Here is a 14640-nt window from a genome sequence, read left to right as displayed (position 1 = left end):
TGCCGATCATGAGGGAGGTCCGATGGGCTCCTTGGGCTTTTGGCGGCTGGCGCAGGCCGACCCCGAGTGGGTGGCCGCCGTCGACCCGGACGGGACCGAGTACGCCGCCGGCGATCTGCTCGCCCGCGCGAACCGGCTCGTGCACGGGCTGCGCGCACTCGGCCTGGAGAAGGGCGACGGCGTCTGCGGGCTCGTCCCGAACGGCGTCGAGGGCCTGGTGCTGTACCTGGCCGCGCTGCAGGCCGGCTGGTACTACACGCCGATCAACTGGCATCTGACGGGTCCGGAGATCGGCTACATCGTGGCCGACAGCGAGGCCAAGGCGTTCTTCGTGCACGAGCGGTACGCCGCCGAGGGCGCGCGGGCGGCCGAGGAGAGCGGCATCGAGGCGCACCGCCGGTTCGGCTTCGGCGAGGTGCCGGGCTTCCGCCCCTACGGCGAGCTGGTCGACGGCCGGTCCGACGCGCTGCCGGACGACCGCAGCAACGGCGCCACCATGCACTACACCTCCGGCACCACCGGGCGGCCGAAGGGCGTCAAGCGCCGATTGGCCGGGATCGACCCCGACGACAGCGCCGAGCTGATGACGTTCCTGCTCTCCATGTTCGGCATCCAGCCGGGACGCCCCGCCGGGCGCGAGCCGCAGGCGCACCTGATCACCTCGCCGAACTACCACACGGCGGTCACCCAGTTCGGCGGCACCGCGCTGCAGATGGGCCACACGCTGGTCTACGTCGACCGGTGGGACGCCGAGGAGACGCTGCGGCTGATCCAGGACCACAAGATCACCAACACGCACATGGTGCCGACGCACTTCAAGCGGCTGCTCGGCCTGCCCGACGACGTCAAGAAGCGCTACGACGTCGGCTCGATGAAGTGGGCCATCCACGCCGCCGCGCCCTGCCCGGTGCCGATCAAGCAGCGGATGCTCGACTGGTGGGGCGACTGCATCTGGGAGTACTACGCGGCCACCGAGGGCGGCGGGACGATCGCGAGCCCGCAGGAGTGGCGCGCCCATCCCGGCACGGTCGGCAAGGCGTGGCCGATCAGCGAGCTGCTGATCGTCGACGACGACGGCGACGAGGTCCCCGCGGGCGCCCCCGGCACGATCTACATGAAGATGGCCGGCAGCGAGTTCGAGTACAAGGGCGACCGCGACAAGACCGACAAGAACCGGCTGAAGGGCTACTTCACCGTCGGCGACATCGGCTACCTGACCGGCGACGGCTTCCTGTTCCTGTCCGACCGCAAGGCCGACATGATCATCTCGGGCGGCGCGAACATCTACCCCGCCGAGATCGAGAACGAGATCACCCTGCACCCCAAGGTCGCCGACGTGGCCGTGTTCGGCATCCCCGACGAGGAGTGGGGCGAGCAGATCAAGGCCGTCGTCGAGCCCGCCGAGGGCGTGCCGCCCGGCCCGGAGCTGGCCGCGGAGATCCTGGCGTCGCTGGAGGGCCGGCTCGCCCGGATGAAGTGGCCGAAGACGATCGACTTCATCGAGACCATGCCGCGCGAGCCGAACGGCAAGCTCCTCAAACGCAAGCTGCGCGATCCCTACTGGAAGGACCGCGACAGTGCCATCTGATCCCAACCACGTCCTGGAGTTCCCCGGCGGTTACACCCGCTCGGTCGGCCCGGTCATCGGCCGCTTCCTCAGCGAACTGCGCGACGCCAACCTGGTCGGCGTCCGCACCCGCGCCGGCAAGGTCCTGTTCCCGCCGCTGGAGTACGACCCCGACACCGGCGACGCCGTCACCGAGGAGTTCGTCCCGGTCGGCCCGGCCGGCACGGTGACGACGTGGTCGTGGGTGGCCCGGCCGCGCCGCGAGCACCCCCTGGACCGCCCGTTCGCGTGGGCGCTGATCCGCCCGGACGGCGCCGACACCGCCCTGCTGCACGCCCTGGACCTCGGCGTCTTCGAGGAGGGCGCCGCGCCGCCGCGCTTCCTGAAGACCGGCATGCGGGTCCGCCCGAAGTGGCGCGCCGACCGGACGGGCGCGATCGGCGACATCGCCTGCTTCCAGCCCGAGGTCACGATGATCAACGCGCCGGGCCGGCTGGAGTACCGCCTGAAGGGCGGCCGGGCGCTGGACCGGTTCCTGGAGGGCATCTCCGAGGGCAGGATCCTCGGCCACCGCTGCGACGTGTGCGAGCAGGTCATCGTCCCGATGAAGGGCCTCTGCCCGCGCGACGGCGTCCCGACGACCGAGGAGGTCGAGCTCCCGCACACCGGCACCGTCACCACGTTCGCGGTGAACAACCTGCCCGACCCGCGCGCCCCCGAGGTGCCGTTCGTGTCGGCCTACATCCTCCTGGACGGCGCGGGCCTGACGATGCTCTCCCTCGTCGCGGGCATCCCCGCCGACCAGGTGCGGATGGGCATGCGCGTCAAGGCGGCGTGGAAACCGCGCGAGGAGTGGGGCCGCACCATGGCCAACATCCGCTGGTTCGAGCCCATCGACGAGCCCGATGTCCCCTTCGACGCGATCAAGGACTACCTGTGAGACCTATAGCGGTCGTCGCGTTCGTGCAGACGCGGCACACCGGCGAAGACCAGGGCCTGTCGGAGACCGAGCTGCTCGCCCCCGTCATCACCGAGATCAAGGAGCGGACCGGCCAGAAGCGGTTCGGCTTCACCTGCTCGGGCTCCAACGACTACCTCGCCGGCGCGCCGTTCGCGTTCGTGTCGGCGCTGGACGCGGTCGGCGCCTGGCCGCCGATCTCGGAGAGCCACGTCGAGATGGACGCGGCCTGGGCGCTGTACGAGGCGTGGGTGAAGCTGCAGCACGGCGAGGTCGACACCGCGCTGGTCTACGGCTTCGGCAAGACCTCGCAGGGCGACCTGCCCGCGATCGCCACCCGGCAGCTCGATCCCTACTACCTGGCGCCGCTCGGGGTGGACGGCGACTCGCTCGCCGCGCTGCAGGCCCGCGCGTACCTGGAGCGGTCGGGCGCCAAGGAGGACGACCTGCGCGCGGTCGTCGCCCGGTCGCGCGAGGCGGGCCGCGCCAACCCGTTCGCGCTCGACCTGCCCGACCCCGGCGACGACGGCTACGGCGTCGCGCCGCTGCGCCCGCACGACGTCGCGCCCGTCACCGACGGCGCCGCCGCGATCGTCCTGGCGGCCGGCGACAAAGCCCGTGAGCTGTGCGAACGCCCCGCGTGGATCACCGGGATCGACCACCGCAGCGAGGCGCACTCGCCCGGCGTCCGCGACCTGTCCCGCTCCGAGGCCGCGCGGATCGCCGGTGCGAAGAGCGGCGCGCAGGGCATCGAGGTCGCCGAGCTGCACGCCCGCTACAGCCACGAGGAGCTGATCCTGCGCGAGGCGCTCGGGCTCGGCGACGGCGTGCTGGTGAACCCCTCCGGCGGGCCGCTCGCCGCCGACCCGGTGATGGCGACGGGCCTGATCCGCATCGGCGAGGCCGCCGCCCGCGTCCACGACGGCTCGGCGGCGCGGGTGCTCGGCCACGCCGCGTCCGGTCCGTGCCTGCAGCAGAACCTCGTCTGCGTCCTCTCGGGAGAGAGCAATGGGTAATCCGTGCGCGATCATCGCCAACCCAATGGGCTCGGGGGCAAACGGTCGCATGAACCTGGAGCGTCACCATGGGTAACCCGTGCGCGATCATCGGCGTGGGGCAAACGGTCTACAAGACCAAACGGCTCGACGTCTCCATGGCCGGCCTGCTCCGCGAGGCCGCCGTCAAGGCGCTGCAGGACGCCGGGCTGACCTGGGCCGACATCGACGCCGTCGTCATCGGCAAGGCGCCCGACCTGTTCGAGGGCGTGATGATGCCCGAGGCGTACCTGGCCGACGCGCTCGGCGCGACCGGCAAGCCGATCATGCGGGTGCACACCGCCGGGTCGGTCGGCGGGTCGACCGCGATCGTGGCGGCGGGCCTGGTGCAGAGCGGCGTGCACGAGCGGGTCCTCACGGTCGCGTGGGAGAAGCAGTCGGAGTCGAACGCCACGTGGGCGCTGACGGTGAACACGCCGTTCTCCACGTCGCTGGTCGTCGGCGCGGGCGGCTACTTCGCGCCGCACATCCGCGCGTACATGCGCAGGTCGGGCGCCCCGGGCCACATCGGCACACTGGTCGCGGTCAAGGACCGGCAGAACGCGCTGAAGAACCCCTACGCGCACCTGAGGATCCCCGGCATCTCGCGCGAGATGGTCGAGTCCACGCCGATGCTCTGGGAGCCGATCCGCTACCTGGAGACCTGCCCGTCCTCGGACGGCGCGTGCGCGATGGTGCTGGCGTCGGAGAAGGCCGCCAAGCAGGCGCCGAACAAGCCCGCCTGGGTGCACGGCACCGCGATGCGCTCCGAGCCGATCTTCTTCGCGGGCCGCGACACCGTGAACCCGCAGGGCGGCAAGGACGCCGCGGCCGAGGTGTACCGGCAGGCCGGCATCGCCGACCCGCGCCGCGAGCTGGACTGCGCCGAGGTGTACGTCCCCTTCTCCTGGTACGAGCCGATGTGGCTGGAGAACCTGGGGTTCTGCGGCGAGGGCGAGGGCTGGAAGCTCACCGAGGCGGGCGCGACCGCGCTGGACGGCGACATCCCCTGGAACGCCTCGGGCGGCGTGCTGTCGTCCAACCCGATCGGCGCCTCGGGGATGATCCGCTTCGCCGAGGCGGCGCTGCAGGTCCGCGGCATGGCCGGGGAGCACCAGGTGGACGGCGCGCGCCGCGCCCTCGGGCACGCCTACGGAGGCGGCGCCCAGTTCTTCGCCATGTGGATCGTCGGCAGCGACAAACCCTAGGGAGCCTGCGATGGAGTTCCACCACGCCGACCTGTTCGAGGGCATCGCGGACGCGATCGGGGACCGCCTCGCCCTGGTGTGCGGGGACGTCCGGCTCACCTACGCCGAACTGGACGCGCACGCCAACCGCCTCGCCCACCACCTCGCCGCCGCCGGGGTGGAGCCCGGGCAGCACGTGGCGGTGCAGCTCTACAACGGCGTGGAGTACGCCGCGACGGTGCTGGCCGCGCTGAAGATCCGCGCGGTGCCGATCAACGTGAACTACCGGTACGTGCAGAACGAGCTGCGCTACCTCTACAACGACTCCGACAGCGTCGCGCTCGTGTACGACGTGGAGTTCGAGGAGCGCGTCGCGGCCGTCGTCGCGGAGGCGCCGAAGCTGCGGCACCTGGTGGCGGTCGGCGGCGAGCCCGCGCTGAAGGGCGCCGTCGCCTACGCGGACGCCCTCCGCGACCAGCCGGCGACCCGCGGCTTCCCCGCCCGCTCCCCGCAGGACCTCTACATCATCTACACCGGCGGCACGACCGGCATGCCGAAGGGCGTGATGTGGGAGGCCGCGCAGATCATCTTCGCGTTCTGGAACCCCACGATGCCGCGCCCCGAGCGGCCCGGGGACCTGGTGGAGCAGGCCCGCGCGGCCGGGCCGCTGACCATGATGCCGGTGGCGCCGCTCATGCACGGCGCCGCCCAGGTCGCCACGTTCATCGCGTGGTGGATGGGCGCGACCGTCGTCTACACCCGCCGCTTCGACGCCGCCGAGGTGTGGCGCACCATCGAGCGCGAGAAGGTCAACTCGCTCACCATCACCGGTGACGCGATGGCGATCCCGATGGCCGAGGAGCTGGCGCGCGGCGGCTACGACACCTCGTCGCTGTTCGCCTTCGTCTCCACCGGCGCGATCTTCACCGGCTCGGTCCGCGAGCGCATCCAGAAGCTGCTGCCGGACACGATGGTGCTGGACCGGTTCGGCTCCACCGAGTCGGGCTCGACCGCCGAGGCCGTCTCGGGCTCGTCGCCGGAGAAGGGGCTGCGGTTCGCGCCGGACGTCACCGGCGTGACCGTCCTCGACGACGCGCTGCGCCCCGTCCCGCCGGGCTCGGGCGTCATCGGCCAGGTGGCGCGCAGCGGCCACATCGCGAACGGCTACTACAACGACCCGGACAAGACCGCCCGCACCTTCCCGGTCGTGGACGGCCGCCGCTGGCTGCTCACCGGCGACATCGCCACGGTGGAGGCCGACGGGTCGATCGCCGTCTTCGGGCGGGGCTCGCAGGCCATCAACACCGGCGGCGAGAAGGTCTTCCCCGAGGAGGTCGAGGCCGTCCTGAAGGGCCATCCGGCGGTGTACGACGCGGTCGTCACCGGCGTCCCCGACGAGCGGTGGGGCAACCGCGTCGCCGCCGTCGTCCAGCCGGTCGCGGGGCAGGACCCGGCCCCGGCCGACCTGGACGCGCACTGCCGCAAGGAGCTGTCGGGCTACAAGGTGCCGCGCGTCTACGCGTTCGTGGCGGAGATGAAGCGCTCGCCCGCAGGCAAGGCCGACTACCGCTGGGCCAAGCAGATCGCACAGGAGGCGTGAATCCCGGGTATGCAAAGGCCCCAGCATCCTCGTGAGATGTGGGGCCGCGGCAGGTCCGTTGTTAGCGGTCCTAACAAAAACCATCTTACGGTCCCGCCGGAGTGATCGGGACGGGCCCGGCCGCCGATCGGCTAGCGTGTCTCTTGTTCAGAGACATCCGAGGAGGCGACGTGCCGGGCCCCGAGCGTGCGGAGATGGTCGAGGAACTGCGGTCGGCCCTGCAGCGCAGCACGATGTTCACCGTGCTGCTGCACCACGCGACCGCGGCCAAGGCGGGCCTGAACGTCACCGACGCGCAGTGCATCAACGCGCTGTCGCTGGACGGCCCGCAGACGCCCGGCCGGCTCGCCCAGCTCATGGGGATCACCACCGGCGGCGCGATCACCGCGGTGATCGACCGGCTGGAGAAGGCCGGCTACGTCCGGCGCAGCCCCGACCCCGACGACCGGCGGCGTGTGATCATCGAGGTGGTGCCCGAGGCGCTGGCCCGGTTCGGCGCCTACTTCGAGCCGATCGGGCACAGCTTCGCCGAGATCGTCGGCGGCTACGACGACGAGCGGCTCGGCTTCCTGCTGGACTGGCTGCGCGACAACAACGCGCGGATGCCGGGGGTCATCGAGGAGGTCCGCCGGCTTCCGTAGTGAGGCGGCCGCGCAGCAGGTCCATCAGGGTGGCGTGCACGTCGGACATCGGCCGGTCGGGCTGCAGCGCCCGCCAGTCGAGCGCGACGGTGAGGACCATGCCGAACACCGCCGAGGCGGCGGTGGCCACGTCCAGGTCGGCGCGCAGCGTCCCGGCGTCCACGGCGGCACGCAGCACGTCCGCCAGCACCGCGATGGCGCGCTCGCGGATGAGCCGGGCGGCGCGCTGCCAGTCGCCGCCCGAGCGCCAGGTCTCGGCGATCAGCAGCCGGGCGAACGGCTCGTGCGCGCCGATGAACGCCAGCTCGGCGCCGACGACGGCCTCCAGCGCCGCCAGCGGCTCCAGCCCATCGGCCGCCTCGCGCAGGGTGACCGCGAACCGGTCCACCCCGTACTCCAGCAGCGCCGCGAACATCGCGGCCTTGCTGCCGAAGTTGTAGTAGACGGTGCCCTTGGCGACCCCGGCCCGCTCGGCGATCTGGTCGACGGTGGTGGCGGCGAAGCCGCGCTCGGCGATCAGCTCGATCGCCGCGGCGAACAGCCGTTCCCGGGTGGCGCTGCGGCCCACGTGCGCACTCCTCAGAGCTTCAGGACGGGGTGCAGCCGCTTCATCGTCCACACCCGGTTGTGCCGGACCGCGAGGGCGGTGAGCGCGAGACCGCCCGCCAGGAACGCCGCCAGCACCGCACCACCCTGCCACACCGGGGCCAGGTCGCCGCCGCTGATGAGCCGCCGCACCGCGTCCACCACCCACGACATGGGGAGGAACGGCCGGATCGCGCCGAAGAATCCGGGACTGGTCTCGATCGGGTAGGTGCCGGCGGCGGAGGTGAGCTGCAGCATCAGCAGCGCCAGCGCCAGGATGCGGCCGACCGGCCCGAACCGCGCGTTCACCCACTGGATGATCGCCAGGTAGGCGGCGCTGGCCAGGATGAGGAACGCGATGAGGCCGGGCCAGTGCCGCGCCTCCAGCCCGAGCCCGAAGTGCAGCACCGCGAGCACCACCAGGACCTGCCCGGCGCCGACGGCGAGCGCGGGCAGCCAGCCGGCGAGCGCGACCCGCCAGCCGGGCGCGTTCGCGCCGACCGCGCGCGGGTTCAGCGGCCGCAGCATCATGTAGATGACCATCCCGCCGACCCAGAGGGCGAGCGGCACGAAGAACGGCGCGAAGCCGGTGCCGTAGTTGGGCGCCTTGTTGGCGGTGGCGCTGGCCAGCCGGACGGGGCTGCTCATCATGTCGGCCCGGTCGGCGCGCTCGCCGTTGCTGTAGTCGGGCACCTTCTTGGCGCCGTTGTCCAGGCCGGTGGCGAGCTTGCCGCTGCCGTCGCTGATCTGCAGCAGCGCCGTCTGCAGGGTGACGGCGCCGTCGGACAGCTTGCCGAGCCCGGCGGTGACCTGCGACGAGCCGTCCAGCAGTTTGCCGGTGCCGCCGGTGAGCTGGGCCATTCCACCGGAGATCTTCTTGGCGCCCGCGTTCAGCTGGTCGACCTTGCCCCGCGCCTGCTCGATCTTGGCGGCGAGGCCCGGCGCGTCCTTGGCGATCTTGCGGGCGGCCCGCTCGACGTCGCGCGCGTCGGCGGCGAGCTTCTTCAGCTCGCCGGTGTGGCTCTGGATGTAGGCGTTCACCTGCCGCGCGACGGCCACGACCTGCGCCGCCGCCCGGTTCAGGTCGGCTCGCACCTCCGCCGGGATCTCCGGGTGCAGGGCGAGCTGGGTCTTCAGCCGCGCCTGCGCGGCCTCGGCGCGCTGCAGCGCCTCGCGGGTCTGCGCGGGCAGCGTGCCTGCGCCGTCGGCGAGGCCGTCGGCGCCGCGCGCGACGAGCAGCGCGGCCTGCCGGATCTCGGGCGCGTGCTCGCGCAGCAGCGGCACGACGGTGTCAGCGCTGCGGTCCACGACGGTGGTGAGCTGCTGGACGCCCGACGACAGCTGCCTGCTGCCGTCGGCGAGCAGCCCGGCCTTCTCCTGCAGCGTGCCGAGGCCGCTGGTCAGCTGCGCGCTGCCCGAGTGCGCCTTGTCCAGGCCGCCCGCCAGCTTGCCCGCGCCGTCGTGCGCCTGGTCGGAGCCGCTGGCGAGCTTGTCCGCGCCCTTGGCGGCCTTGTCCAGCTCGCCGTGCAGCTGCCCGAAGGAGATGAAGATCTGGTCGAAGTAGCCGCGCACGGCCTTGCCGCCCGCCGCCGCGCTGATCTCCTTGAACGCCTGCTGGGCGAGGGTGCCGATGACGTAGTTATTGGAGTCGTCCATCTGGAGCCGCAGCCCGGCGGGGGCGGGCCTGCCGTCGCCGGATGCCGAGGCGATGCGGGCACTGAAGTCCGCCGGGATCGTGAGCGCCATGTAGTAGCGGCCCTCGCGCACGCCGTCGCGGGCGGTCGCGGCGTCGACGGTGCGCCAGTCGAAGATCTTGCGCCGCTTCAGCTCGTCGGCCAGGTCCTTGCCGGCCTCGACGGTCTTGCCGCCGGCCTTGGCGGGCTGATCCTCCACCACCAGCGCGACCGGGACGTGGCTGAGCCGGGCATAGGGGTCCCAGAAGGACCAAAGGTAGAGGCCGGCGTAGAGCAGCGGCAGCAGCACCAGCCCGGCGAGCGCGATCCTGGTCAGCCGGTGCCGCTGGAAACGGCGCAGCTCCAGCCCGCCGGCGGCGAGCGCGGGGAGTCTCATCGGGGGGTCCTCTCACGGACGGCGGTGCGGGGGTCGGGCACCCGGACGATCTGGGCGAGACCCTCGGCGGGCGCGGGGTCGTGGCAGGTCGCGACGACCGTCACGCCCGTCCCGGCGATCTCGTGCAGCCGCCGCCACAGGTCGCGCTGCAGGTCGAGCGGCAGGCCCTCGTCGACGTCGTCGAGCAGCAGCACGCCGGGCTCGCCGACCAGGGCGAGGGCGGCGCCGAGCAGTTGCGCCTCGTCAGGGGCCAGGTCCTCGGCGAGCGTCTTCGGGTCGAGGTCCAGGCCGACGCGCTCCAGCGCCCGGCGGATCCGCGCGGACCGGTGCCGCCACCGCCCGAACACGCCTTCGTGCAGGTCCAGCGCCTCGCTGACGTGCTCGCGCACCGACAGTGCGGGGTCGAGGTCGGTGACGCCGGGGATCAGGCCGAGGCCGGTCATGCGCTGGACGGCGCGCAGGTCGCGCGGGACGCGGCGGTCGCCGACCTCCACCACGCCCTCGGTCGGGCGCATCCGGCCGCCGAGGGTGAGGAGCAGCGCGGTCCGGCCCGAGCCGGCGATGCCGCTGAGGGCGGCGAGGCCGCCCGCCGGGACGGTGAGGTCCACGTCGCGGTAGACCCAGCCGCGCGCGCCGCGCAGCGACAGGTCCGTGGTTTCGACGGGCAGCGCCCGGGAAGCGTGACCGGGCGCGGGCGGCACGATCCCCCCGGTCGTGCCACCCGCCCCCGGTGTCCGGGTGACGGTCTCGTTCGCGTCCGGTTCGGCTGTGCTCACGGCGCTCCTCCGGCGGACGTCTTTGAACTGACCGGTCAGTACAAAAATAACCCCGCACGGGCGCGCTCATGCCGCCCGGCGCGGTGACGTCGCCCACAGGGCCGCCCGCCAGGGAGACCGCGGCTATTGGACACCGCGTCTGCTCTGCCAGACTGGCGGCATGACCGACTCGTCCCGCTCGGCCCGCCGGCTGGCCGCCGCCATGGGCACCATGGGCGCGCTGCACTTCCTCGCACCCCGCCCGTTCGACGCTCTCATCCCCGCCAGGCTGCCCGGCCGTGCCCGCACCTGGACCTACCTGAGCGGGGCCGCCGAACTGGCCTGCGCCGCCGCCGTCGCCGTCCCGGCCACCCGCGGCAAGGGCGCCCTCGCCACCGCCGGGCTCATGGCCGCGGTCTTCCCGGCCAACATCAAGATGGCCCGCGACTGGCGCAAGCGCGCGCTGCCGCTGCGCGCCGCCGCCTACGGCCGGCTGCCGCTGCAGGCCCCGATGATCGCCTACGCGCTCAAGGTCGCCCGCGACGCCCGCTGAGCCCGGACACGCAGGAGGGCGGCCCGCCGGCTCGGCGGACCGCCCTTCCCTGTGTCGCACGGTGTACTAGCGCTTGGCCGTCCAGAGGCCGTGCTTGGCGGCACGGGCCTTGGCGGCGGCCCGCGACTTGGCGGTGGACTTGACCGCCAGCCGGTACTTGGCCGAGGTCTGCCCGAGTTGGTCGTAGGTCATGTAGGTGGCGTACTGGGTGAAGATCGCGGTGTTGTGGCCGGCGGCCGAGGGCAGGCCGGCGCGGAAGTCGGCGATCGGGTTGAGCAGGCCGAAAGGACCGCAGCCGGTCGACTTCGGCACGGCGAAGGCGTTGTCGACGACGGTGGCCTTCAGCACCGGCGGCTCGGACGAGATCACCTCGGGCGGGGAGCCGGCGATCGGGGTGTTGGGCGGCGGCGGGTTGGTCGGGTTGAACTGGAGCCTCAGTGTGATCGGGGTGGCCTTGCTGCCGATGTAGCAGGTGTCGCCGAGCAGCGGGTTGATGGCCTTGATCCGTATGTGCATGATCATGGCGAGTTCGCCGGGGGCCTCGGAGCCGACCTGGATCGGTGCGGTCAGCTCGGGCTGCGCGCTGATCTGCAGCAGCGGGATGAAGTCGGTGCCGGGGATGCCGAGCACACCGCCGGCCACCCGGATCGGCGCGGCGCGGAGCGGGCCCATGATGAGCGACTCCTCGGCGGTCTCGGGGTTGAAGCCGGTGGTGTAGGTGAGCTTGATCGGCTGGTCGATCGCCTGGTCGATCTTGCCGACCGTGAGCCGGCCGCCGGAGATGACGGCGGCGGTGCACGTCCAGAACGCGGGGATCGCGTCGGGCGGCAGTTCACTCGCCTTCGGGCAGTCGGTCGTGTCCAGGCCGGGGGGCAGCGGGTCCTCGTCCGCGGCGGCGGTGCCGACCGGTCCGGCGACCGCGAGGGCGGCCAGCGCGGCGCCGGTGAGCGCCGCGGCCGTGCGGCGCCTGGGGAGTGCTCTCATCTGTGCTCCATCGGTTGGGGATCTGTGCCGATCCCAGGGCGGAGACCATGGAAGCCGGAAGGCGGCCCGCCTCTGTGGCGGGCCGCCTTCGATGGCGCGGTGCCGCCGGTCAGCGCTTGACCGCCCAGGGGCCGTGCGTGGCGAGCCAGGTCTTGGCCTTCGCCTTGGCGGTCTTCGTGGCGGTGGACTTGGCCTGCAGCCGGTACTTGGCCGAGGTCTGCTGGATGTCGGTGTAGGTCTTCACCAGGGCGTACTGGGTGAAGATCGCGGTGTTGTGGCCGGCGGCCGAGGGCAGGCCGGCGCGGAAGTCGGCGATCGGGTTGAGCAGGCCGAAGGGGCCGCAGCCGTTGGACTTGGGCACGGCGAACTCGTTGTCGACCATGGTGGCCTTGAGGACCGGGGGGTCGAACGACACCATCTCCGGCGCCTCGCCCTCGATCGGGGTGTTCGGCGGCGGCGGGTTGGTCGCCGAGATGCCGAGCCGCAGGGTGATCGGGTCGTCCTTGCTGCCGATGTAGCACTTGTCGCCGAGCAGCGGGTTGATGACCTTGATCCGCATGCGCAGGACCAGCGATCCCCGCTCGGGGTAGGGGGCCAGCTCGACCGGCGCGGTCAGCTCCGGCTGCGCGCTGATCTGCAGCAGCGGGATGAAGTCGGTGCCGGGGATGCCGAGCACGCCGCCGGGCACGCGGAGGGGGGCGCTGCGCAGGGTGCCTCCCGTCACGCCCTCGATACCGGTGACGGGATCGAACCCGTTGGCGTAGGTGAGCTTGATCGGCTGGTCGAGCACCTGGTCGATCTTGCCGAGCGTGAGCCGGCCGCCGGAGATGACCGCGGCGGTGCACTGCCAGAACGCCGGGTCGGCGCCCGCGGGCAGCGTCGGGCAGTCGGTCGTGTCCAGGCCGGGGGGCAGCGGGTCCTCGTCCGCGGCGGCGGTGCCGACCGGTCCGGCGACCGCGAGGGCGGCCAGCGCGGCGCCGGTGAGCGCCGCGGCCGTGCGGCGCCTGGGGAGTGCTCTCATCTGTGCTCCATCGGTTGGGCGGTCCGCGCCGGCCGCGATGGCAGGGCGGTCGGCGCGGACCAGCCGGCGCCACCTCGGCGCCGGACGCATGCGTGTGTCAGCTGGGCATCTGGTCGTAGGTCTTGTACGAGATGTACTGGTTGAAGATCGCGGTGTTGTAGCCGGCCGCGGCGGGCACCCCGGCGTACAGGTTCACCGTGGCGTTCATCAGGCCGAGGTCCAGGCCGCAGTTGTCGGCGCCGGGCACGGCGAAGGCGTTGTCGACGACGGTCGCCTTCATCACCGGCGGGTCGAACGTCACCTGCTCGGGCGGGGAGCCGGAGATCGGGGTGTTGGGGGGCGGCGGGCTGGTCGTGCCGATGCCGAGGTCCAGCTTGATCGGCCGGGTGTTCGAGCCGATGGTGCAGTAGGAGCCGAGCATCGGGTTCTGCACGCTCACCTTGAGGCTGAGCTGGAGCTTGCCGTTGGCCAGCCCGAAGCCGCCCACGTACTTGGGCTGGGCGTAGACGGCGGTGACGAACGGGTCGCCGAAGATGCCCTTCTTCACCAGCATCCGGCCGGCCTTGAAGCTGCCGAACACCGCGCCCTCCACACCCGTCACCGGGTCGAAGCCGTTGGCGTAGGTGATCGTGATGGGCGAGGTGATCGCCTGGTCCAGCTTGCCGAGCTTCATGGTGCCGCTGGTGGTGACCGCCACGTTGCACTGCCAGAACGCCGGGTCGGCGCCTGCGGGCAGCTTCGGGCAGTCGGCGAAGCTGAAGGTGGGCACGCTGTCGGCCAGAGCCGCCGGGGCGGCGGCGACGCTCAGCGCGGTACCGCCGAGGGTCAGGGCGGCGGCGCCGGCCGAGAGCCGGCGACCGAGGGTTCTTCTCATGGCTGCTCCATGGGGGTAGGAGGGGGCCGGGCCGCCGCACGGCGTGGCGGCCCGCTGTCAGGGAGGGAGGGGGTCAGGGATCGAGGATCAGATCGCTGCCGCTCGGCATCGCCAGGAGCTGGAACCTGGCGCTGATCGCAGTGCTGGGCGGGCACAGGGTGCTGCTCCCGATCCGCTGCAGGGACTGGGCGGTGAGCCTGCCCTGCGCGTGGGTGTTGCTCGGCACCGGTTTGTTGGGGTTGGCGGGGTTGAACAGGTCCATCGTGATCGGCGTCGTGCCGAGGAGGCCGTAGTCGCAGGTCAATGAGGGGATGCCCCAGGCGGGCAACGACATGACCAGCCGGAGGTCCACCGTGGTGCTCGGCGCGAAGACGGTCAGCTTGCCGTCGCGGCCGCCGACCACCGGGGCGTAGTCGACCTGCATGCCGCTGTAGGGCAGGTTCAGGGCGGTGACGGTGGTCGTGCCGCCCCGGTTGTTGGTGCAGCCGGTGATGGACACGCTCGTGAACTGCCCGCCGGTGCCGTTGCTGTTGACGGTCGCGTCGAGCTGGCCGGAGGTGCAGGTGCTGATCACAGGAGAGGCGCTGTTCCCGGCCAGCGTGATGTTGCCGAGGTTGTTCGCGCGGACGGCGCCGGAGTAGGGGTCCTGGATGCGGATGGTGGTGGCCAGCGCGGGGCCGGCGGCGGCCAGTACCAGCGCGGCGGCGCCGACGGTGGCCGTGGTGATTCTGCCGGGCTTGTTCACGCCGTGTCCCTTCCTCGGGTGAAGACGACGCCGGGCCGCACCGGTTTCCAGGGCTGGTCCGGATGC

Annotated in this window: 14 protein-coding genes; 7 read left to right on the top strand and 7 right to left on the bottom strand. The window is 72.4% G+C overall.

Annotated elements, in window-relative coordinates:
- The first annotated feature begins 22 nt into the window (after window positions 1-22).
- From ACRB68_RS25595 to ACRB68_RS25570, 6 genes are all read left to right on the top strand, one after another.
- Window positions 23-1588, top strand: coding sequence for an acyl-CoA synthetase (locus ACRB68_RS25595; protein WP_153536615.1), 1566 nt, complete (start codon window positions 23-25; stop codon window positions 1586-1588).
- Window positions 1578-2507 carry a Zn-ribbon domain-containing OB-fold protein gene (locus tag ACRB68_RS25590; RefSeq protein ID WP_328594757.1) on the top strand — a complete coding sequence of 310 codons (930 nt, stop codon included), beginning with the start codon at window positions 1578-1580 and terminating at the stop codon, window positions 2505-2507. Before ACRB68_RS25595 ends, ACRB68_RS25590 begins: the two co-directional genes overlap by 11 nt.
- Window positions 2504-3541: a thiolase domain-containing protein gene (locus ACRB68_RS25585; protein ID WP_328594756.1), complete on the top strand. Its 1038-nt coding sequence runs from the start codon at window positions 2504-2506 to the stop codon at window positions 3539-3541. The genes ACRB68_RS25590 and ACRB68_RS25585 overlap by 4 nt, the downstream gene beginning before the upstream one ends.
- 68 nt (window positions 3542-3609) lie before the next feature.
- Complete coding sequence (locus tag ACRB68_RS25580; protein WP_153536613.1) at window positions 3610-4767, top strand: thiolase domain-containing protein; 1158 nt, start codon at window positions 3610-3612, stop codon at window positions 4765-4767.
- 10 nt (window positions 4768-4777) lie between these two features.
- Window positions 4778-6346 carry an acyl-CoA synthetase gene (locus tag ACRB68_RS25575; protein WP_153536611.1) on the top strand — a complete coding sequence of 523 codons (1569 nt, stop codon included), beginning with the start codon at window positions 4778-4780 and terminating at the stop codon, window positions 6344-6346.
- A 170-nt stretch (window positions 6347-6516) separates the two neighbouring features.
- A complete protein-coding gene (locus tag ACRB68_RS25570) occupies window positions 6517-6987 on the top strand; it encodes a MarR family winged helix-turn-helix transcriptional regulator (protein ID WP_207709820.1) in 471 nt (156 codons plus the stop codon).
- Here the strand turns inward: ACRB68_RS25570 and ACRB68_RS25565 are convergent.
- From ACRB68_RS25565 to ACRB68_RS25555, 3 genes are read right to left on the bottom strand one after another with little or no spacing between them, the layout of a single operon-like run.
- Window positions 6959-7555, bottom strand: coding sequence for a TetR/AcrR family transcriptional regulator (locus tag ACRB68_RS25565; RefSeq protein ID WP_328594755.1), 597 nt, complete (start codon window positions 7553-7555; stop codon window positions 6959-6961). The genes ACRB68_RS25570 and ACRB68_RS25565 overlap by 29 nt on opposite strands.
- Before the next feature lie 11 nt (window positions 7556-7566).
- Complete coding sequence (locus tag ACRB68_RS25560; protein ID WP_153536609.1) at window positions 7567-9642, bottom strand: YhgE/Pip family protein; 2076 nt, start codon at window positions 9640-9642, stop codon at window positions 7567-7569.
- Window positions 9639-10418: an ATP-binding cassette domain-containing protein gene (locus ACRB68_RS25555; protein ID WP_328594754.1), complete on the bottom strand. Its 780-nt coding sequence runs from the start codon at window positions 10416-10418 to the stop codon at window positions 9639-9641. Before ACRB68_RS25555 ends, ACRB68_RS25560 begins: the two co-directional genes overlap by 4 nt.
- A 160-nt stretch (window positions 10419-10578) precedes the next feature.
- On the opposite strand from ACRB68_RS25555, the gene ACRB68_RS25550 reads away from it, so the two are divergent.
- The gene (locus ACRB68_RS25550) at window positions 10579-10950 is read left to right on the top strand and encodes a DoxX family protein (RefSeq protein WP_153536607.1); all 372 of its coding nucleotides are present in this window, start codon (window positions 10579-10581) and stop codon (window positions 10948-10950) included.
- A 66-nt stretch (window positions 10951-11016) separates the two neighbouring features.
- Here the strand turns inward: ACRB68_RS25550 and ACRB68_RS25545 are convergent, their stop codons facing one another.
- The 4 genes from ACRB68_RS25545 to ACRB68_RS25530 form a co-directional block, all read right to left on the bottom strand.
- On the bottom strand, window positions 11017-11934 hold the full coding sequence (locus tag ACRB68_RS25545; RefSeq protein ID WP_153536605.1) for a hypothetical protein: 918 nt from the start codon (window positions 11932-11934) through the stop codon (window positions 11017-11019).
- 109 nt (window positions 11935-12043) lie between these two features.
- The gene (locus ACRB68_RS25540) at window positions 12044-12955 is read right to left on the bottom strand and encodes a hypothetical protein (RefSeq protein ID WP_153536603.1); all 912 of its coding nucleotides are present in this window, start codon (window positions 12953-12955) and stop codon (window positions 12044-12046) included.
- A 97-nt stretch (window positions 12956-13052) separates the two neighbouring features.
- Window positions 13053-13829 (bottom strand): hypothetical protein, encoded by a 777-nt coding sequence (locus ACRB68_RS25535; protein ID WP_153536601.1) that lies wholly within the window; start codon window positions 13827-13829, stop codon window positions 13053-13055.
- 73 nt (window positions 13830-13902) lie between these two features.
- Window positions 13903-14574, bottom strand: coding sequence for a hypothetical protein (locus tag ACRB68_RS25530; RefSeq protein ID WP_153536599.1), 672 nt, complete (start codon window positions 14572-14574; stop codon window positions 13903-13905).
- Window positions 14575-14640 lie beyond the last annotated feature (66 nt).

This window comes from Actinomadura macrotermitis (assembly GCF_009604375.1).
Lineage (GTDB): Bacteria > Actinomycetota > Actinomycetes > Streptosporangiales > Streptosporangiaceae > Spirillospora > Spirillospora macrotermitis.
This window is presented reverse-complemented; position numbering and strand designations above follow the sequence as displayed.

Coding starts and splice junctions, on each gene's coding strand:
- ACRB68_RS25540 (WP_153536603.1), bottom strand. CDS start 12,955: ATGAGAGCACTCCCCAGGCGCCGCACGGCCGCGGCGCTCACCGGCGCC.
- ACRB68_RS25550 (WP_153536607.1), top strand. CDS start 10,579: ATGACCGACTCGTCCCGCTCGGCCCGCCGGCTGGCCGCCGCCATGGGC.
- ACRB68_RS25535 (WP_153536601.1), bottom strand. CDS start 13,829: ATGAGAAGAACCCTCGGTCGCCGGCTCTCGGCCGGCGCCGCCGCCCTG.
- ACRB68_RS25580 (WP_153536613.1), top strand. CDS start 3,610: ATGGGTAACCCGTGCGCGATCATCGGCGTGGGGCAAACGGTCTACAAG.
- ACRB68_RS25545 (WP_153536605.1), bottom strand. CDS start 11,934: ATGAGAGCACTCCCCAGGCGCCGCACGGCCGCGGCGCTCACCGGCGCC.
- ACRB68_RS25575 (WP_153536611.1), top strand. CDS start 4,778: ATGGAGTTCCACCACGCCGACCTGTTCGAGGGCATCGCGGACGCGATC.
- ACRB68_RS25595 (WP_153536615.1), top strand. CDS start 23: ATGGGCTCCTTGGGCTTTTGGCGGCTGGCGCAGGCCGACCCCGAGTGG.
- ACRB68_RS25560 (WP_153536609.1), bottom strand. CDS start 9,642: ATGAGACTCCCCGCGCTCGCCGCCGGCGGGCTGGAGCTGCGCCGTTTC.